General features: G+C 69.4%; 21 protein-coding genes. 8 read left to right on the forward strand and 13 right to left on the reverse strand.

The features are described from left to right. Positions 1 to 21 precede the first annotated feature (21 nt). The 6 genes from gshB to rdgB form a co-directional block, all read right to left on the reverse strand. Positions 22 to 972, reverse strand: coding sequence for a glutathione synthase (gene gshB, locus ACWGL1_RS09930; RefSeq protein WP_338577453.1), 951 nt, complete (start codon positions 970 to 972; stop codon positions 22 to 24). A gap of 164 nt (positions 973 to 1136) precedes the next feature. Continuing rightward, positions 1137 to 1949 (reverse strand): SirB1 family protein, encoded by an 813-nt coding sequence (locus tag ACWGL1_RS09935; RefSeq protein ID WP_338577455.1) that lies wholly within the window; start codon positions 1947 to 1949, stop codon positions 1137 to 1139. Further along, positions 1946 to 2374, reverse strand: a complete 429-nt coding sequence (locus ACWGL1_RS09940; protein WP_422388301.1) for a YraN family protein — start codon at positions 2372 to 2374, stop codon at positions 1946 to 1948. The genes ACWGL1_RS09935 and ACWGL1_RS09940 overlap by 4 nt, the downstream gene beginning before the upstream one ends. Continuing rightward, positions 2371 to 3243: a 16S rRNA (cytidine(1402)-2'-O)-methyltransferase gene (rsmI, locus tag ACWGL1_RS09945; RefSeq protein ID WP_452111899.1), complete on the reverse strand. Its 873-nt coding sequence runs from the start codon at positions 3241 to 3243 to the stop codon at positions 2371 to 2373. Before rsmI ends, ACWGL1_RS09940 begins: the two co-directional genes overlap by 4 nt. Positions 3244 to 3276: 33 nt before the next feature. Next, positions 3277 to 4476 carry a radical SAM family heme chaperone HemW gene (hemW, locus tag ACWGL1_RS09950; protein ID WP_452111900.1) on the reverse strand — a complete coding sequence of 400 codons (1200 nt, stop codon included), beginning with the start codon at positions 4474 to 4476 and terminating at the stop codon, positions 3277 to 3279. A gap of 90 nt (positions 4477 to 4566) precedes the next feature. After that, positions 4567 to 5169 (reverse strand): RdgB/HAM1 family non-canonical purine NTP pyrophosphatase, encoded by a 603-nt coding sequence (gene rdgB / locus ACWGL1_RS09955; RefSeq protein ID WP_312219960.1) that lies wholly within the window; start codon positions 5167 to 5169, stop codon positions 4567 to 4569. A gap of 439 nt (positions 5170 to 5608) precedes the next feature. Between rdgB and ACWGL1_RS09960 the strand changes: the two genes are divergently transcribed. The 3 genes from ACWGL1_RS09960 to ACWGL1_RS09970 all read left to right on the forward strand — a co-directional run bounded on the left by ACWGL1_RS09960 (position 5609) and on the right by ACWGL1_RS09970 (position 7098). Then, entirely contained in the window at positions 5609 to 6217 is a 609-nt protein-coding gene (locus ACWGL1_RS09960) for a DUF2975 domain-containing protein (protein WP_291780543.1), read from the forward strand. Positions 6218 to 6241: 24 nt separating this feature from the next. Continuing rightward, positions 6242 to 6475: a helix-turn-helix domain-containing protein gene (locus ACWGL1_RS09965; RefSeq protein WP_291780541.1), complete on the forward strand. Its 234-nt coding sequence runs from the start codon at positions 6242 to 6244 to the stop codon at positions 6473 to 6475. A gap of 80 nt (positions 6476 to 6555) precedes the next feature. Next, positions 6556 to 7098, forward strand: coding sequence for a Smr/MutS family protein (locus ACWGL1_RS09970; RefSeq protein WP_312219962.1), 543 nt, complete (start codon positions 6556 to 6558; stop codon positions 7096 to 7098). Here ACWGL1_RS09970 and ccmB read toward each other — a convergent pair. Next, on the reverse strand, positions 7095 to 7760 hold the full coding sequence (gene ccmB / locus ACWGL1_RS09975) for a heme exporter protein CcmB (RefSeq protein WP_452111901.1): 666 nt from the start codon (positions 7758 to 7760) through the stop codon (positions 7095 to 7097). The genes ACWGL1_RS09970 and ccmB overlap by 4 nt on opposite strands. Further along, a complete protein-coding gene (gene ccmA / locus ACWGL1_RS09980) occupies positions 7757 to 8377 on the reverse strand; it encodes a heme ABC exporter ATP-binding protein CcmA (RefSeq protein ID WP_452111902.1) in 621 nt (206 codons plus the stop codon). Before ccmA ends, ccmB begins: the two co-directional genes overlap by 4 nt. 186 nt (positions 8378 to 8563) lie before the next feature. On the opposite strand from ccmA, the gene acnA reads away from it, so the two are divergent. The 3 genes from acnA to ACWGL1_RS09995 all read left to right on the forward strand — a co-directional run bounded on the left by acnA (position 8564) and on the right by ACWGL1_RS09995 (position 12384). After that, complete coding sequence (gene acnA, locus ACWGL1_RS09985; protein ID WP_452111903.1) at positions 8564 to 11269, forward strand: aconitate hydratase AcnA; 2706 nt, start codon at positions 8564 to 8566, stop codon at positions 11267 to 11269. A 163-nt stretch (positions 11270 to 11432) separates the two neighbouring features. Continuing rightward, complete coding sequence (locus tag ACWGL1_RS09990; protein WP_291780527.1) at positions 11433 to 11900, forward strand: antitoxin Xre/MbcA/ParS toxin-binding domain-containing protein; 468 nt, start codon at positions 11433 to 11435, stop codon at positions 11898 to 11900. 7 nt (positions 11901 to 11907) lie between these two features. Next, positions 11908 to 12384, forward strand: coding sequence for an RES family NAD+ phosphorylase (locus tag ACWGL1_RS09995; RefSeq protein ID WP_452111904.1), 477 nt, complete (start codon positions 11908 to 11910; stop codon positions 12382 to 12384). Between the two features lie 10 nt (positions 12385 to 12394). On the opposite strand, the gene ACWGL1_RS10000 is transcribed toward ACWGL1_RS09995, so the two are convergent. Further along, on the reverse strand, positions 12395 to 13288 hold the full coding sequence (locus ACWGL1_RS10000; RefSeq protein WP_269296483.1) for a hydrogen peroxide-inducible genes activator: 894 nt from the start codon (positions 13286 to 13288) through the stop codon (positions 12395 to 12397). A gap of 222 nt (positions 13289 to 13510) precedes the next feature. Here ACWGL1_RS10000 and ACWGL1_RS10005 point away from each other — a divergent pair, with 222 nt between their 5' ends. Further along, a complete protein-coding gene (locus ACWGL1_RS10005; protein WP_291780521.1) occupies positions 13511 to 14065 on the forward strand; it encodes a peroxiredoxin in 555 nt (184 codons plus the stop codon). A 240-nt stretch (positions 14066 to 14305) separates the two neighbouring features. Next, positions 14306 to 14839 (forward strand): carboxymuconolactone decarboxylase family protein, encoded by a 534-nt coding sequence (locus ACWGL1_RS10010; protein ID WP_452111905.1) that lies wholly within the window; start codon positions 14306 to 14308, stop codon positions 14837 to 14839. Positions 14840 to 14918: 79 nt separating this feature from the next. Here the strand turns inward: ACWGL1_RS10010 and ACWGL1_RS10015 are convergent, their stop codons facing one another. The 4 genes from ACWGL1_RS10015 to ACWGL1_RS10030 form a co-directional block, all read right to left on the reverse strand. Continuing rightward, on the reverse strand, positions 14919 to 15341 hold the full coding sequence (locus ACWGL1_RS10015; protein ID WP_291780517.1) for a helix-turn-helix domain-containing protein: 423 nt from the start codon (positions 15339 to 15341) through the stop codon (positions 14919 to 14921). 108 nt (positions 15342 to 15449) lie between these two features. Beyond that, positions 15450 to 17039, reverse strand: coding sequence for an apolipoprotein N-acyltransferase (lnt, locus tag ACWGL1_RS10020; protein ID WP_452111906.1), 1590 nt, complete (start codon positions 17037 to 17039; stop codon positions 15450 to 15452). Then, positions 17036 to 17491 carry an rRNA maturation RNase YbeY gene (gene ybeY, locus ACWGL1_RS10025; RefSeq protein ID WP_338577477.1) on the reverse strand — a complete coding sequence of 152 codons (456 nt, stop codon included), beginning with the start codon at positions 17489 to 17491 and terminating at the stop codon, positions 17036 to 17038. The genes lnt and ybeY overlap by 4 nt, the downstream gene beginning before the upstream one ends. Beyond that, on the reverse strand, positions 17491 to 18498 hold the full coding sequence (locus ACWGL1_RS10030) for a PhoH family protein (RefSeq protein WP_291780513.1): 1008 nt from the start codon (positions 18496 to 18498) through the stop codon (positions 17491 to 17493). The genes ybeY and ACWGL1_RS10030 overlap by 1 nt, the downstream gene beginning before the upstream one ends. Positions 18499 to 18536 lie beyond the last annotated feature (38 nt).

Genomic DNA, 18536 nt, shown 5'->3' on the forward strand with positions numbered 1-18536 from the left:
TCCCTTAGAGATCGGCCAGGATCAGGCCGCTGCGGTCTTTCTTTGCTCGATGACTTCCCACATGCGCTCGGTCGCATCGATCCCGGCGAACTTCAGCAGCTGCTGGGCGCCGGTCGGGGAGGTGACGTTGATCTCGGTCAGATAGTCGCCGATCACGTCAATGCCGACGAAGATCAGGCCGCGTTCCTTCAGATAGGGGCCGATGGCGGCGCAGATCTCCAGATCGCGCGGGGTCAGTTCGACCGGCGCCGCCGTGCCGCCGACGCGCAGGTTGGAGCGCACCTGATCCTTGGCGGGGATGCGGTTGATGGCGCCCACCGGCTCGCCATCGACCAGGATGATGCGCTTGTCGCCCGCCGAGACCGCCGGGATGAATTTCTGGATCACCAGAGGATCGCGCGAGGCCTCGGCGTGAATCTCGATCAGGGCCTCCAGGTTGGGATCGTCGGCCTTCAGCCGCACCACGCCCGAACCGGCCGCGCCGTGCAGGGGCTTGAGCACCACATCGCCGTGGCGGCGATGGAAATCGACCAGGGCCTCGGGGTCGGACGACACCAGGGTCGGCGGCTGCAGACCGGGGAAGAGGGTGGCGATCAGCTTCTCCGGCGCCGAGCGCACCTCGGCCGGGTTGTTGACCACCAGGGTCTGCGGATGCACCCGCTCCAGCAGATAGGTGGCGGTGACATAGGCCATGTCGAAGGGCGGGTCCTGACGCATCAGGATGACGTCGACGTCCTCGGCCAGGTCCAGGCGCTGCTCGGGACCGAAGTCGGCGTGGTCGCCTTGCTTGCGCTGCACCGTCACCGGGCGGGCGCGGCAGAACAAGCGGCCGTCCTCCAGCGCAAGGGTGCGGAAATCATAGACCCACAGCTTGTGGCCGCGCGCCTGTCCGGTCAGGGCCATCAGGAAGGTGGTGTCCGACTCGACGTTGACCGCCTCGAGCGGATCCATCTGGATGGCGACCTTGAGCATGGGGAGTCCTTCTTTTGTGGCGCTATCGCTCGCGCCGCGGGCGCTCGCTGCTTGAGCTGGTTTTAGTGGCGCTGACGCTCGCCGCGCATGCGCGTGCTGCTTGAACGCCGAAGCGCCGTCAGTGCCTACTTGAGGCTCGGACCTGCCCGCCGCAAGGCCGCGCTTCAGTTCAACCGCATCCGCACCCGGTCCAGGCGGGCGTCGCAGGCGGCGATCGGCTCGCCCAGGGTGCGGGCGCGCGACAGGGCCTGCATGGCGCCGGTCAGGGCGCCCTGCTTCTCGCGGGCGGCGGCGACGTCCAGCCACGGGCGGTGATCCTCGGGGTCCAGCAGGGCGCGGCGCAGGGCCGAACGTTCGGCCCCCTCATAGTCGCGGGCCTGAAGAGCCCGGGTGAACAGGATGTTCTGCAGGCGGATCAAGGTCTGGCGCTCGCTGACCGGGGCCATCAACAGGTCGAGCCGGTCGGCCACGTGCGGCGTCAGCCCGGCCAGCAGGGCTCGGCGCGTCAGCTCCGACGGCAGGACCAGCCGCCCCTGGCTGAACGGGTCCAGCGCCACCGGCCCCTCGGGCGTCTCGACCCGCAGCAGGACGTGGCCCGGAAAATCAACCGGCGCCGCCGTCAGCCCGGCTCGCCGCGCCGCATCCAGATAGAAGATGACCAGAACCGCCGACAGGCCGCGCCGCCGTTCGGCCACGTCGATGACGTCGGTGTTGGCCGGATGGTCGTAGTTCAGCAGGTCGCCGTTCAACCGCAGGTCGCCGGCCAGGGCCTCGGTCAGGGCGTCGTCGGGGCTTTCATTGGCCGCGCGCTCCTTGAGCCGTTGGGCGGCGTGATCGGCCAGAATGCGCACGCCGTCGGCGTCGCGGAACGGATAGTCGTGGATGGCGCAGGCGATGGCGCAATCCAGCAAGGGAAAGGCCTCGTCCGGCCCCTGTCCCGCCTGCGCCAGCACCGCTTCTGCTTCCTCGCGCGTCAAGACCGGTCCGCTCCCGTGGAGATCACGCCGCGAAGATGACGCGGAAAGCGTCCGGGGGCCAGCGCCACCATGTCGATTCTCAGGTCCAGACCCGCCAGGGCCGGCCGTCCGCGCGCCGCCGCCTCGGCCGCGCGGATCAGGCGCTGGTGCTGATCCGCCCCCAGGGCCAGCGTCGCGGCCTCGAGCGTCGCACGGCGCTTGACCTCAACAGCGGCCAGAACGCGCCCGCGCCGCGCCAGGATGTCGATCTCGCCGCCCCGACCTCTCAGGCGGAAGGCCAGCACCTGATAGCCCTTGAGCATCAGCCACAGGGCCGCGATCCATTCGGCGTCATGCCCCTGGCGATGCGACCGTCCGCCCAGCTGTCGGCGCCAGCCGGCCTTGGGCTTCCTCGGCGGCGGAGGCGGCCGCAGGGCCGGGCTCACCGCCCCTTCAGCTCCAGCGCGCGCTTGTAGAGCGGCTTCCTGGGCAGGTTCAGCGCCTTGGACACCTCGGCCGCCGCCTCGCCGGGCGGCAGGCGGGTCAGAGCCTCGGACAGGGCGGCGTCGGCGTCGGCGGCGCTGGCCGTCTCGGCCTCGCCGGGGCCGACCACCACCACGATCTCGCCCTTGGGCGCGTCCAGGCGCGGATCGGCGGCGAGCTCCGCCAGCGTGCCCCGCACGCATTCCTCATAGAGCTTGGTCAGTTCACGGGCGACGGCGGCCGGGCGCGGCCCCAGCACCTCGGCCATGTCGGTCAGGCTATCGCGCAGGCGCGGCCCGCTCTCAAAGAAGACCAGGGTCTGACGACCGGGCCGCAGCTCCTCCAGCGCCGTGCGGCGCGCCGCCGACCTGGGCGGCAGGAAGCCCGCGAACAGCACCCGGTCGGCAGGCAGCCCGGCGATGCATAGCGCCGCCAGCAGACTGGACGGGCCGGGCACGGGATGGATCGGCAGGCCCTCGGCCGCCGCCGCGCGCGCCACCACATAGCCGGGATCGGACACCAGGGGCGTGCCCGCGTCGGACACCAGGGCCACCACCTCGCCCGCCTTCAGCCGTTCGAGCGCGATCTCGGCCGCGCGGGCCGAGGCGTGGTCGTCGCAGCGCTCAAGCCTGGCCTTCAGCCCATAGGCGGTCAGCAGCTTGGCCGTCACCCGCGTGTCCTCCGCCAGGACCAGATCGGCCGCCGCCAGCACGTCCAGCGCCCTCAGCGTCATGTCACGCAGATTTCCGATCGGCGTCGCCACCAGATAGAGGCCCGGCGAAACGAGGCGCGCGGGCGGGGCGGTCGGCGGAAAAAGCGGGGCGTCTGACATCGACCGAACCCTGCCAGTCCGGCGCGGCGCGGTCTAGGTCAGCAGGGTCTTGAGCACGGCGTCCAGCAGCGGTCGCCCCGTCGCCGTGGCGGCGATGCGGTCGTCCTTCAGACTGACGAAGCCGTCCGCCAGCAGATCGGCCAACCTTCCAGCATCCGCCGACAGGCCCAGCCGCTGCAGCAGGGTCAGGGGCACGCCCTCGACGGTGCGCAGGCCCAGAAGAACGCGCTCCTCGTCAGCGTCGCGCGGGTCGAGAACCTCGCGCTCGGCCCAAGGCGATCCAGCGGCGACGCCCTGCACATAGTCCCCGATACGACGCTTGGCGACGGTGGCGACCCGACCCTCGGCCAGGGTCATCCGGCCGTGGGCGCCGGGGCCGAGGCCGAGGTAATCCCCGCCGCGCCAGACATGCAGATTGTGGCTGGAACGCGCGGCGAGGTCCCGGGCGTGGTTGGACACTTCATAGGCCTCGAACCCGGCCGCCTCGAGCGTCGCCTGCGTCGCTTCATAGAGTTCGGCGGCCAGGTCCTCGTCGGGCGGCGACCAGGCCCCGCGCGCCACGGCCCGCCCGAACGCCGTCGTCCCCTCTATCGTCAGCTGATAGGGGGAGACGTGCTCGAACCCCAGGTCGAGGGCGGTCGCCAGTTCGGCGGTCCAGTCGGCTACGCTCTGACCCGGCCGGGCGTAGATCAGGTCGATCGACAGGCGCGGAAAGACGCGGCCCGCCAGGCCGATGGCGCGTCGCGCCTCGGCGGCCGAATGATCGCGGCCGAGGAATTCGAGCGCCGCGTCGTCGAACGACTGCACGCCCATGGACAGGCGGTTGATCCCGGCCTGGGCCAGGGCGGCGTAGCGCCCGGCCTCGGCGTCGGTCGGATTGGCCTCCAGACTGATCTCGATATCGCCCGTCGGCGGGAACAGGGCGCGCGCGCACTCGACCACCGCCGCCACGGCCTCGGGCGGCATCAGGGAGGGCGTGCCGCCGCCGAAGAAGATGGAGGCCAGGGCGCGCGGCCCGACCAGGGCCGCCTGGGCCTCCAGGTCGTTCAGGATCGCCCGCGCCAGCCCGGCCTGTTCCTCGACCCGGCCCCGGTCCCGCACGACGTTGAAGTCGCAATAGGGGCAGATGCGCGCGCAATAGGGCCAGTGGACATAGAGGGCGATGGCGCCCTTCTCCCCTCGGGGGAGAAGCTGGGCGGCGGAGCCGCTCGGATGAGGGGGCGGGTTGAGCATGGGGGCCTTCGTAGAATCTGGAGCCGACAGCCCCCTCATCCGTCTGCCTTCGGCAGCCGCCTTCTCCCACAAGGGGGAGAAGGACCACGATCAATCCATCAGCGCCGCCTTGAGTTTGTCGAAGGCCCGGCCGCGATGGCTGACGGCGTCCTTTTCGGCGGCGTCCATCTCGGCGAAGGTCTTGTCCGAGCCCTCGGGTTGGAAGACGGGATCGTAACCGTGACCGCCGTCGCCGCGCGGCGGGAAGACCAGCTGGCCGTCCACCCGACCCTCGACCACCACGCAGGGACCGTCCGGCCAGGCCACCGCCAGGGCCGAGGTGAACCAGGCCGACCGATCGCGCGAACCGGTTTCCTCCAGCCGCTCCTCGACCTTCTTCATGGCCAGGGCGAAATCCTTGTCCGGGCCCGCCCAGCGCGCGGAATAGATCCCCGGCGCCCCGTCCAGCGCGGCTGCCGACAGACCGGAATCGTCGGCCAGGGCGACCTCTCCCGAAACCTGGGCCGCATGGCGCGCCTTCAGCATGGCGTTGCCGGCGAAGGTGCTCTCCGTTTCCTCCGGCTCGGGCAGATTCAGCTCTCCCGCCGTGACGATCCGGTAATGTCCATCCAGCAGCGCTTCGATCTCGCGCGCCTTGCCCGGATTGTGGGTGGCGGCGACGAGCCGCATCCCCTTGATCAGCTTGAGATTCATGACGCGACCTTACTCCCGTCGGATCCATTGCGAAATGGTAACATCGTTAAACGATATGTAAGTTGGCTTTCTGCAGGGCATGACCTATCTTCATTCTCAAGAACGGAGGCCGCACCGTTCAAGCGGGAGAAACATCCCGCAACAATGACCCAGCGGTACAACAAATATGCACAAAAAACGTGCATTGACGGAGAGACTGATATGCAAGCCATGCGAAAGACCAACCTTATGGACCGTCTGGCCCACAGCCTGGGCAACGCCTTCCTGCTGGCCGCCCTGCCGGTCGCGGCGATCGCCCTGATCATCCAGGGTTTCTGATCCTGCGGGATCGGAGGGGGACTTTGACGATCGCCATGAACGCCGCAAAGAATAGAGCCGCGCGCGGGTCGGCCGGACCCGCCGCGGCGACGGCGCCTCCCTTCCCGGCCTGAGACGCCCGATGACGCGCTTGCGGAAACCGAACCGGCTGCCCGCCCAGACCCCGCTTCGCGCCTCCTCCCTGCGGACGCCGAACCTGAGAACCATCGGTCCCGGCTCCGTCGCCAGCCTGCTGAAGATCGCGCTGGACGCCGCCTATGTGGTGATGATCCTCGTCACCGGCCTGCTGCTTCTTCTTTGGGTCGCCTCCATCTTCATCCCGATCGACAATCTGAACGTGACCGTCTCGGACGGCGCCGACGGCCGCGAGATGCCTCTGACGCGTCCGCTGCTGCTGTTCGCCCTGGGCGCCCTGACCGCCTATTTCGGCGGCTTCCTGATCATCCTGCGCCATCTGCGCAAGATCTTCCGCACCTTGACCCTGGGCGATCCGTTCCAGCCCGACAACGTGCGCCGCCTGCGCCATGTGGGCCTGATCCTGGCCGTCGTGACCGGGGGCGTCTGGGTGGTGCAGGGGCTGGTCGCCTCGCGTCTGGCGCCGGGCGTCATGGAGCCGCAGGGGATCAGCGACCTGCTCACCCCCGTCTTTTCCGTCCTGGTCGTCTTCGTCCTGGCCGAGGTCTTCCGCGAAGGCGCGCGCCTTCGCCGCGAATCCGAACTGACGATCTGAACGAGAAACGCTAAAGCTCAACCCATGGCCATCCGCGTCCAGCTCGACCGCATCCTCGCCCAGCGCCGCATGTCGCTGACGGAACTCGCCGACCGCGTCGGCGTGACCGTCGCCAACCTGTCCATCCTCAAGACGGGCAAGGCGCGCGCCGTGCGCTTCACCACCCTGGACGCCCTGTGTCGCGAGCTGGACTGCCAGCCCGGCGATCTGCTGGCCCATGAGCCCGGCCCGTCGGCCGCCTTCGACGACGAGGACTGAGCGTGGCCCGCCCCCCTTCCGGAAAGGGGCCGAAAGCCGCATCAGCGACAACCGATGACGACAGGCGCATCTGGGGCAGGGTGACCGCCACGGTGACGCCGCCCGCCCATCGCAAGGCCGCCCGCGTGACGCCCGGCGCCGTTCTGCCCCAAGCCGATGAGGCGCTCGCTCTCACGGCGCCGCCTCAACGCGGCGCGGCGGGCAAGAAACGCGCGACGGCCCTGACCCCCGCCTCGGCCGGGCGCGTCGCCGCATCGCCCCCGCTCTCGCCAAAGACTGTCGCGCCCCGTCCTCGCCCCGCGCCGGAAGAATTGGAGCCGCGCCGCCAGCGCCGCCTGTCGCGCGAGCGCGATCCCATCGAGGCGCGCATCGACCTGCACGGCTTCGGCCGCTTCGAGGCCGAGGATCAGTTGCGCGGCTTCCTGATCGGCTGCCAGATGCGCGGCCTGCGCTCGGTGCTGGTCATCACCGGACAGGGCCGGCGAGGCGGCGGCGTCATCCGCGCCTCGGTCCACGAATGGCTGACCGGACCGCATCTGCGCGGCGTGGTCTCGGGCTTCGCCCCCGCCCACCGCCGTCACGGCGGGGACGGCGCGCTGTATGTGACGCTGAAGGGGCGCTAACCCTGCGCGTTCCTGACGGCCGCAGCCCCGGCTACGGGCGCGATCACCAGGGCGAACAGGACATAGGCGCCCAGCAGGGCCAGGGCCGAGGCCGGGCTCTGGCCAGCGGCGGCGCGGGTCAGGGCGCCGGCGCCGAACACCACCGGCGGAATGAACAGCGGCAGCACGACCACGGCGATCAGCAGGCCGCCGCGCCGAGCGCCCAGGGCCAGGGCGGCGCCCAGGGCTCCGGTAAGGGCGAAGCCCAGACCGCCCAGCGCCGCCGAGGCGCCCGTCAGGCCGATCAGCTCCGGCGGCTGACCCAGCGCCAAAGCCGCGACCGGCGCGGCGACCGCCAGCGGCAGCCCCGTCGCCAGCCACTGCGCCAGGGCCTTGATCCCGACCACCGCCTCCAGCGGCAGGGGACCGGTCGCCAGCAGATCCAGCGCTCCGTCCTCCAGATCGCGCTCGAACATCCGCTCCAGCGACAGCAGCGAAGCCAGCGCCAGCGCCATCCAGCTGGCCCCCGAAGCCGCGGGGGCGAGGACGCGCGGGTCGCCGCCCGCCGCCAGCGGCAGGATGGCCGTCAGGCACAACAGGAAGCCGCAGGCCAGCAACGGCCCGCCGCCGCCGCCCCAGGCCAGGGACAGCTCGCGCGCGAACAGGACGCGGACACCCCTCATCGCGCGTCTCCCAAATCCAGCGACCGCGCCGGGACGGGCAGAGGGTCATGCACCGCCGCCAGGATCATGCCGCCGCCCGCCAGATGTTCCGCCATCAGCTCGGCGGCGACGCTGCGCCAGGCCTCGTCGAGCGGCGCCAGCGGTTCGTCCAGCAGCCACAGGGCGCGCGGGGCCGCAACCAGACGCGCCAGCGACAGACGCCGCCTCTGCCCCGCCGACAGCTTGCGCGTCTCCAGGTCCAGCAGGGGCGCCAGCTTCAACCGGGCGACCGCCGCATCGAGGGCGGCGGTCGAACCGCCCAGCCATTCGACCTGAAAGCCCAGCTCCTGTCGCGCGGTGCGCTGCGGCTTCAAACCCTCGTGATGGCCCAGCAGATGCAGCGCCGAGCGGCGCGCCGTCTCCGCCTCGACCCGGCCGGTCGCGTCGTGAAAAACCACCGCCCCGACGTCCGGCCGGATGAAGCCCGCCACGGCGCGCAGCAGGCTGGTCTTGCCCGCCCCGTTGGCCCCTGTCAGGGCCGCCGCCTCGCCCGCCGCCAGGGCGAAGGACAGGCCGGCGAACAGCCGCCGCTCGCCGCGCGACAGGGTCAGGCCCTCGATGTCAAGCCGGGTCAGCACTTGCGAGTCTCTCTCAATGTCCACGTCACGGGTGTGGATACATGGACGGCCCTCGCGCGCGGGACTATATGCGCAAGCGCCGCAGCAGGCTTTCGCCGCGCGCGCCGGGGACCTGTGCGCCCCGACGTCCAGCGCGCGAAGGCGCAACCGAATTGTCGGGCGGCGTTTGTCAGAGGACTCTTCTCCATGCCGTCGATTGACAGCCTCAAGACCCGCCAGGACCTCGCGGTCGGGCGCAAGAAATACGCCTATTACAGCCTTCCCGCCGCCGAGGAAGCCGGTCTGGCCGGGATTTCCCGCCTGCCGCGCTCGATGAAGGTGCTGCTGGAGAACCTGCTGCGCAACGAAGACGGGGTTTCCGTCACCGAGGACGACCTGAAGGCCGTCGCCGCCTGGATCGAGAACAAGGGCGCCGTCGAGCACGAGATCGCCTTCCGTCCGGCCCGCGTGCTGATGCAGGATTTCACCGGCGTTCCGGCCGTGGTCGACCTGGCCGCCATGCGCGACGCCATGGACAAGCTCGGCGCCGACGCCAAGAAGATCAACCCGCTGGTCCCGGTCGACCTGGTCATCGACCACTCGGTCATGGTCGACCACTTCGGCAACGCCGCCGCCTTCGGCCAGAACGTCGAGCGCGAGTATGAGCGCAACATCGAGCGCTACAACTTCCTGCGCTGGGGCTCGTCGGCCTTCAACAACTTCCGCGTCGTGCCGCCCGGCACCGGCATCTGCCACCAGGTCAACCTGGAGCACCTGGCCCAGACCGTCTGGACCGCCGAGGAAGGCCGCAAGACCGTCGTCTATCCCGACACCGTCGTCGGCACCGACAGCCACACCACCATGATCAACGGCCTGGCCGTCCTGGGCTGGGGCGTCGGCGGCATCGAGGCCGAGGCCGCCATGCTGGGCCAGCCGATCCCGATGCTGATCCCCGAAGTCGTCGGCTTCAAGCTGACCGGCAAGCTGCCGGAAGGCGCTACGGCCACCGACCTGGTGCTGACCGTCACCCAGATGCTGCGCAAGAAGGGCGTGGTCGGCAAGTTCGTGGAATTCTTCGGCGACGCCATCGCCGGCATGACCATCGAGGACCAGGCCACCATCGCCAACATGGCCCCGGAATACGGCGCCACCTGCGGCTTCTTCCCGGTGTCTCAGGCCACCATCGACTATCTGACCGCCACCGGCCGTGAAAAGCCGCGCGTCGCCCTGGTCGAAGCCTATGCCAAGGCGCAAGGGTTGTGGATCGACGAAACCTCGGAAGATCCGATCTTCACCGACGTCCTGGAGCTGGACATCTCGACGGTCGTGCCGTCGCTGGCCGGTCCCAAGCGCCCGCAGGACCGCGTCGAGCTGACCACCGCCGCCCCGGCCTTCGAGACCGCCCTGGCCGACGTCTTCTCGCGCCCGACCGACGCCGCCCGCGTCGCCGTCGAGGGTGAGAAATTCGACCTAGGCGACGGCGACGTCGTCATCGCCGCCATCACCTCGTGCACCAACACCTCCAACCCGAGCGTGCTGATCGCCGCCGGCCTGGTGGCGCGCAAGGCCCACGCCCTCGGCCTGAAGCCCAAGCCGTGGGTCAAGACCTCCCTGGCCCCCGGTTCGCAGGTCGTCACCGACTATCTGACCGACGCCGGCTTGCAGAAGGACCTGGACGCCCTGGGCTTCAACCTGGTCGGCTACGGCTGCACCACCTGCATCGGCAACTCGGGCCCGCTGGACCCGGCGGTCTCCAAGTCGATCAACGACAACGGAATCGTCGCCGCCTCGGTCCTGTCGGGCAACCGCAACTTCGAAGGGCGCGTGAACCCCGACGTCCAGGCCAACTACCTGGCCTCGCCGCCGCTGGTGGTCGCCTACGCCCTGGCCGGTTCGATGCGCATCGACATCACCAAGGAGCCGATCGGCCAGGACAAGAAGGGCAATGACGTCTTCCTGAAGGACGTGTGGCCGACCTCGCAGGAGATCGCCGCCATCCAGAAGAAGTCGGTCACGCCCAAGATGTTCGCCAAGCGCTACGCCGACGTCTTCAAGGGCGACGAGCACTGGCAGGCGATCGCCGTCACCGGCGGTCAGACCTATGAGTGGGAAGACACCTCGACCTACGTCCAGAACCCGCCCTACTTCGAGGGCCTGACCATGGAGCCCGCTCCGGTCACGGACATCGTCGAGGCGCGCATCCTGGGCATCTTCGGCGACTCGATCACCACCGACCACATCAGCCCGGCCGGTTCGATCAAGAAGGCCTCGCCTGCCGGTCAGTACCTGACCAACCACGGCGTCGACGCCCTGGACTTCAACAGCTACGGCGCCCGCCGCGGCAACCACGAAGTCATGATGCGCGGCACCTTCGCCAACATCCGCATCCGCAACCGCATCACCCCCGACATCGAGGGCGGCGTCACCAAGCACTTCCCCTCGGAAGAGACGATGTCGATCTACGACGCGGCCATGCGTTACCAGTCGGAAGGCCGTCCGCTGGTCGTCTTCGCGGGCAAGGAATACGGCACCGGCTCGTCGCGCGACTGGGCGGCCAAGGGCACCCGCCTGCTGGGCGTGCGCGCCGTCATCGCCGAGAGCTATGAGCGCATCCACCGCTCGAACCTGGTCGGCATGGGCGTCGTCCCGCTACAGTTCAAGGAAGACGGCTGGCAGAAGCTGGGCCTGACGGGCGAAGAGATCGTCACCATCCGCGGCCTGACCGACGCCAACATCGGCAAGCTGAAGCCGCGTCAGGACCTGTGGGTCGAGCTGTTCCGCCCGTCGGACGGCAAGATGGCCCGCTTCCCGGTCCGCTGCCGCATCGATAACCAGACCGAGCTGGACTACTTCAAGGCCGGCGGCGTCATGCCCTACGTCCTGCGCAACCTGGCGCGCGGCGACGAGAAGTAAGAGGTCTCAAGCAGCGCGAAAGCGCGTTAGACCAACTAGAATGAAGGCCGGCGGAGCGATCCGCCGGCCTTTTTTCTTGGAGGCCGAGATGAGCGGGAGGCGAAGCTCTTGCCGCCTCGCCGTTTGACGCCCATATTGCCGTCATATGACGAAAGCCGCCGCCATGACCGCCCTCGACCTCTACGCCTCGCCCGAGACCCTGCCCGCCAGCGACGCGGCGCGGATCGGCAAGCTGCTGGGCCTGAACGACAATGAGGCGCTGGACGACGTGGCCCTGGCCGAGCGGGTGTCCCAAGGGCTGAAGCCCGCCGCCGCCGCCGCCCTGGGCCAGGTCATCGGCATGCCGCGCGTGGTCGGCCAGATCATTCCGGAGGCCACGCTGCGGCGCGCCCGCACCAGCCGCAAGCCCCTGTCGCGCGAGATGAGCGAGCGTCTGTACGAGGTCGGCCGCGTGGTCGACGCCGTAGGCCGCGCCTATCGCGGCGACAGCGCCGCCGTGGTCCGCTTCCTGAACCGCCCGCACCAGCTGCTGAACGGCCGCACCCCCCTGGCCATGGCCCAGTCCAGTTCAGCGGGAGCCGAGGCGGTGATCAATCTGGTGCGCCGCGCCGACGCCGGCTTCGCGGTCTAGGTCCGGCATGCACCGTCGGCTGGACGACGCGCTCAAGGGATTCCGCATCGGCGATCCGCGCGGGGAGCACCCTATCTGGAGCGACGGCGGCTCGCGCCTGGCCTCGGGCCGGTGGCACGAGGCGGGTCAGAGGGTGATTTACGCCGCCGAACACTATTCGACCGCCATGCTGGAGAAGCTGGTCCACTTCGGCGGCGAACTGCCGCTGGGCCAGCATCATGTGGAGATCCACATTCCGGCGGGCGTCTCCTACGAGGTCGTCAACCCGGACCTGGTTCCCGGCTGGGCCGAGCCGGGCGGGGCGGTGGCCCGCGCCTTCGGCCGCGCCTGGCACGCGGAAGGCCGCTCAGCCCTGTTGATCACGCCCTCAGTCGTGGCGCGGATGGAGCGCAACTTCGTCTTCAACACCGCTCACCCTGACTTCGCCCGCATCAAGCCGGGGCTGGAGACGCCGGTCTGGTGGGACAGCCGCCTGTTCGGCTGATCCGGCTCGCTCAGTCCAGCTTCAACGCCTCTGCCAGCAGGCGCGCCTCGGCGGCGCGGCTGGATCCCGCGCGCCAGGCGACGACGATCTCGCGGCGCGGGGCGTCTTCGGAAATAGGCCGCACCACCACCCCGGGATGATCGGCCAGACCCGCCCGCACCGCCATCTGCGGCAGGAAGCTGACCCCAAGGCCCGAGGAGACCATCTGCACCAGAGTCGGCAGGGTGGTGGCGGCGAAGACATCCTCGCCGCGCGGCGCGTCGATCTTGACTGCGGCCAGGGCCTGATCGCGCAGGCAGTGGCCGTCTTCGAGCAGGATCAGGTCCTCAGCCTTCAGAGCCCCTTCGGGAATCGGCCCGGACCCCGCCAGGGCGTGACCGGCCGGCGCCGCCGCCAGAATCTCATCGTCGCCGATGCGGGCGTGATCGATGCCCGGCGCGTCATAGGGCAGGGCGATGACGGCGGCGTCCAGCTGACCCGCCTTCAGCCCGGCGATCAGGCGCGGCGTCAGATCCTCGCGCAGGAACAGCCGCAGGCCGGGATAGAGGTCCCGTACGCCCGGCAGGGCCTGGGGCAGCAGGAACGGGGCCACCGTGGGAATGATGCCCAGGCGGAACCGGCCCGACAGGGGCTTGCCCGCGTTCTGGGCGGCCTCGACCAGATCCTCGGCGCGGGCCAGAACATCCTCGGCCCGCCGCACCGCCTCGGCGCCGACGGCCGTCAGGATCACCGCCCCGCGCGTCCGCTCGACCACGGCGGCGCCCAGCACCCGTTCCAGCTCCTGCACCCCGGACGACAGGGCGGGCTGGCTGACGTGAGCAGCCTCGGCCGCTCGGCTGAAGGAGCCGTGCTCGGCCAGAAGTTTCAGATACTGGAGCTGACGCAGGGTCGGCAGAACGGACATGTTTCGCGCATTCGAGAGAGGAGGCGACATAGGCGCCGCCTATGTCTGATGCAGACGCTATCGGCCGTTCTTATAACTCGCCCAGCACGATAAGTTAAATCTATTTGTGAAAGCAAAATGATCGATTTGACTTAAGCAGCGCCAAGGCCCATCTCATGGCCTCGACGGTTCGCACTCCCCGCGTTCCGGCGGTCCATTTTTTCTGCATCTAGGAGAAGCGCGATGCTCGGCGTCGGTCAAAAACTGCCTGATTTCAAAATTATCGGCGTGAAGCCGGGCTTCAACAGCCACGAGGAAAACGGCGCCTCGGCCTTCGAGCCGGTCACGCAGGACAGCTTCGAGGGCAAGTGGAAGGTCATCTTCTTCTACCCGAAGGACTTCACCTTCGTCTGCCCGACCGAAATCGCCGCCTTCGCCAAGCTGGGCAAGGACTTCGAGGACCGCGACACCGTGGTTCTGGGCGGTTCGACCGACAACGAGTTCACTAAGCTGGCCTGGCGTCGTGACCACGCCGACCTGAACAAGCTGCCGATCTGGCAGTTCGCCGACAACGGCGGCAAGCTGGCCCGCGCCCTGGGCGTGCTGGACGAAGAAGAAGGCGTGGCCCTGCGCGCGACCTTCGTCGTCGACCCGCACAACGTCATCCAGCACGTCTACGTCACCAACCTGAACGTCGGCCGTTCGCCGGAAGACACCCTGCGTGTCGTCGACGCTCTGCAGACCGACGAGCTGTGCGCTTGCAACCGCCCGGTCGGCGGCGACACTCTGGCCGCGTAAGTATTGGCCCAGACAGGCCCGGACCGCGTGAGTAGGGTCCGGGCCGCCCCTCGAAAGAGGCGGCGGCGGGCGACTGTCGCCGCCTTTTTCATGCCTGATGATTTTATTTGGGCGCTATGCTCGGCTCGCGGAGCCTCGCGGCTTGAGCGTCCATCACGCAATGCGGCTCAAGAAGTAAGCGACCGCGTCGCGAACGATAGCCGCTTCTTTGAAGCGTCGCTTCCTGAAAGGAACACGAAAATGTCCATCGACGCCCTTCGCGATCTGATCCCGGCCTATGGCAAGGACATCTCGCTGAACCTGTCCTCGCTCGCCAATGAGACCGTGCTGAACGATCAGCAGAAGTGGGGCTGCTTCCTGGCCTCGGCCCACGCCATCGGCGTCGCCGCCGTGGTCAAGCTGATCGAGGCCCAGGCCGCGACGGTCCTGTCGCCCGAAGCGATGACCGCCGCCAAGGCCGCCGCCTCCATCATGGGCATGAACAACATCTACTACCGCTCGCTGCACCTGATGAAGAACCCGGAGTACACGACGCTGCCGGCCAAGCTGCGGATGAACATCATCGCCAATCCGGGCGTCGAGAAGCTGGACTTCGAGCTGTGGTCCACCGCCGTCTCGGCCATCAACGGCTGCGGCGCCTGCCTGGACGCCCACGAGGGCGAACTGCGCAAGCACGCCGTCCCGGCCCTGCAGATCCAGGCCGCCCTGCGCATCGGCGCCGTGGTCCACGCCGCCAGCCGCATCGTCGCTTCGGAGACGGCGCTGACCGCCTGATCTCGAACGAGCTCCAAGACAGGAAAAGGCGCGGAGCGATCCGCGCCTTTTTCTTTGTCCCGGTTTCGTCAGCCTCGGCTCAGGCGGCGGGTTCGGCTTCGCCTTCCTCAACCAGTTCTCGCATCAGGTCGACCACCAGCTTCTGCTGGCGTGACGACAGGCGCGGCGCCAGGCGGCCGATCTCGATGGTCTGGCGGGTGGCGGGGAAGTCGTGAACGAAGGGCTCGGCCTCGCCCTCGGCCATGCCGGGCTGCGCCGTCCCGGTCAGACCCTCGAAGAAGTAGCCGATGTCGACGCGGAAGAAGCGGGCGATGTCCCACAGCTTGGACGCGGAGATCCGGTTGGCGCCCTTCTCGTACTTCTGCACCTGCTGGAAGGTGACTCCCAGCGCCTGGCCCAGATCGGTCTGGTTGTAGCCCAGGGCGATGCGTTTCTCGCACACGCGCCGCCCCACATGTCGATCCACCAGATGGGGACCTTCTGTCCCGGAACCCCTGACCATGTCCTGCCCTCTTCCCCGTTTTTCTTGTCGACATGCCGCCGTCGCCGGGCCGATGTCATGTCAATTCGCGTCTCAGGGGCGCCGCGGGAACGACGCCCCCCGATAGGCTTAACGACCCAGCCTCGCTTTTCCAGCGCGGCCTCGCCCCGCGATCAGCATTATAACCAACAGGACGGCGAACCCCAGATCGCCCCAGCGGCCGTAAACGGTCGGCGGAGCCGGTTGCGGCAGACGCACGTCGATGACGCCCGCCTGGCCGGGGTCCAGCCGCTTGCCCTCGACGATGCGGCCCCACGGATCGATCATGGCCGAGACGCCCGTAGGCGTCGCCCGCGCCACCGGCAGGCCCGTCTCCAGCGCGCGATAGGAGGCCAGGTTCAGATGCTGGCGCGGACCTGACGTCCGGCCGAACCAGGCGTCGTTGGAGACGTTGACGACCCACGCCGGGCGCGTTGCCGCCGTCGCGGGCGTGAAGCCGGGATAGAGGGCTTCGTAGCAGATCAGCGGCTGCACCGGCGGAGCGTTGACCAGGCTGATCGGCGCAGGGGTCGGTCCGGCGCTGAAGTCGGCGGGGACGTGCACCAGGCTGCGCACGCCGATCCGACTCATCAGGTCGCCCATCGGCAGGTATTCGCCGAACGGCACCAGCCGGTGCTTGTCGTAGATCTGACCGATACGCAGGCCCGCCGCGCCTTCATCATGCAGGGCGAACAGGCTGTTGTAATAGCGGGCGCCCGTCTCGGCGCTCGGGTCCGGCTTGCCACGGCTCAATCCCGCGAGCAGGGTCTGGCCCGTCTGCAGGGCCCCCGCCACCGCCTGGGCGTCCGAGGAGGCGAACAGGTCGTTGGCCGTCGTCGGCAGGGCGCCTTCAGGCCAGATCACCACGTCAGGCAGAGCATCGCCCGGACGCGCCGTCAGCTCCAGATAGCGGCCCAGAATGGCCTGATAGGCCTCGGGGCTCCATTTGTAGTCCTGCGGGATATCGGCCTGGACCAGGCGCACCAGGGTCGGCGTCTCCACCAGCCGCGCCGAGGACAGACGCGCCGTCCCGAAGGCGAACAGACCGGCCAGCGCCAGCGTCCCCAGCCCCGCCGCGATCAGGCGCGGGCGTCGCGGCCCGGCATCGGCCAGAGGCGCGAAGGCGCTGACCGCCGCCACCGTGATCAGGCCCAGCCCATAGACCCCGACGACCGAGGCGAACTGCGACATGGCCGATCCGGCCGCCCAGCCTGCGCCCGCCGGATTCCACGGAAAGCCGGTCAGCACATGGCCGCGCGTCCACTCCAGCAAGGCGAACAGGGCGGCGAACAGCAGGACGCGCCGCGCGCCGGTCGGCCGGAGCCAGCGATAGGCCATGGTCGCCAGCCCCCAGAACAGCCCCATGCCCGCCGGCAGCAGACTGGCCGCAAACGGCGCCATCCACGCCTGAGCCGGATTGACCAGAAAGGCCTCGGCCACCCACCAGCAGCCGATGAAAAAATAGGCGAAGCCCGCCAGCCAGCCGACCCAGAAACCACCCTTCAGCGTCCCTGCGCGATCCGCCAGCAACAGCAGCAACGGATAGCCCAGCAGTCCCGGCAGGAAGCCGAACGGCGGATGGACCAGGGCGGCGCCCGCCCCGGCCAGCAGCGCCAAGCCGATCCGGCCCCAGCGATGGTTCAGCAGGCCCGGGAAACGGGCGGCGAGCGCCCCGCTCACGCGGCGCCCTCATGCTCGGCTGCATAGGGATCGGCGACACCCAATTCGCCCAGGATCTCGCGCTCCTCGGCCTCCATCTCCTCGGCCTCGGCGTCGTCCTCGTGGTCGCGGCCCAGCAGGTGCAGGACGCCGTGGACGACCAGATGGCTCAGATGATCCGACAGGGTCTTGCCCTGCGCCTGCGCCTCCGCCGCGCAATAGGCGTAGCCCAGCACCACGTCCCCCAGATGCGGAAAGGCGCTCTCGGCGGCCGGAAAGGACAGCACGTTCGTCGGCCGGTCCTTGTCGCGGAAACGCGCGTTCAGGTCCTGCACCGCCGCGTCGTCAGCCAACAGCACGACCACATCGCCCTCGACCGTTCCCAGGGCCGCGAGGGCGGCGCGCTCGGCGATCGCCGCCGCCTCGGGCAGGGCCTCAGTCCAGGCCTCGCTGTCGATCTCGACCTCGATCATCAGGCGTCGTCCTCAAGGTCGGGGAAGGGGCGGCTGCGCGCGGCGTCGCTGTCATAGGCGCGCACGATGCGCTCGACCATGGCGTGCCGCACGACGTCCTCGGACTTGAACTGCTGCACGCCGACGCCCTCCACGTCCTTGAGGATGCGCAGGGCGTGGGCTAGGCCGGAATCGCGCGGGTTCAGCAGATCGACCTGCGACGGGTCGCCCGTCACCACCATACGCGCGCCCTCGCCCAGACGGGTCAGCACCATCTTCATCTGCATCCGCGAGGTGTTCTGCGCCTCATCGACGATGATGAAGGCGTGGCTGAGGGTGCGGCCGCGCATGAAGGCGATGGGGGCGGCCTCGATCTCGCCCTTCTCGCGGCGGCGGCGCACGTCGTCGACGCCGAGGATGTCGTTCAGCGACTCCCAGATCGGCGCCAGATAGGGGTCGACCTTCTCGTTCAGGTCGCCGGGCAGGAAGCCCAGCTTCTCGCCCGCCTCGACGGCCGGGCGGGTGATGACCAGCCGATCCACCTGCCCCCGCTTCAGCAGGGAGGCGCCGTAGGCCGCCGCCAGGAAGGTCTTGCCCGTGCCCGCCGGGCCGACGCCGAAGGTCAGTTCGCAGCGGCCCAGCATTTCCAGATAGCGCGCCTGCGACGCCGTCTTGGGCGCGATGGCGCCGCGACGGCCGACGGGCAGGGCGGCGCCCTCCGGCACGCTGCGGCCCGTGGTGCGACCTGCGGGCTCAGCGCGCGGCTGGGTGACGGCGGCGCCCAGGGCGGTGCGGACGTCGGCCTCGGTGATCTCGGCGCCCGCCTCGGCCCGGTTCGACAGGGCCTCGATGACGCGGCGCGCCTGCGCCCGATCCCGCGTGGAGCCGTTGATCGACACCCCGCCGCCCGGCGTCTCGACCAGCACCTTGAAGGCGTCCTCGATCAGGGCCAGGTGACGGCTCTGCGGCCCGATGACCGCGCGCAACGCCGCATCGCTGAGGGACAGGAACTCGGACTCTCGCGCCATGAGGTCTCCTTGTTGGTCCCCTAACGCCTCGCGCGCGG

The organism is Brevundimonas sp. NPDC055812 (assembly GCF_053616535.1).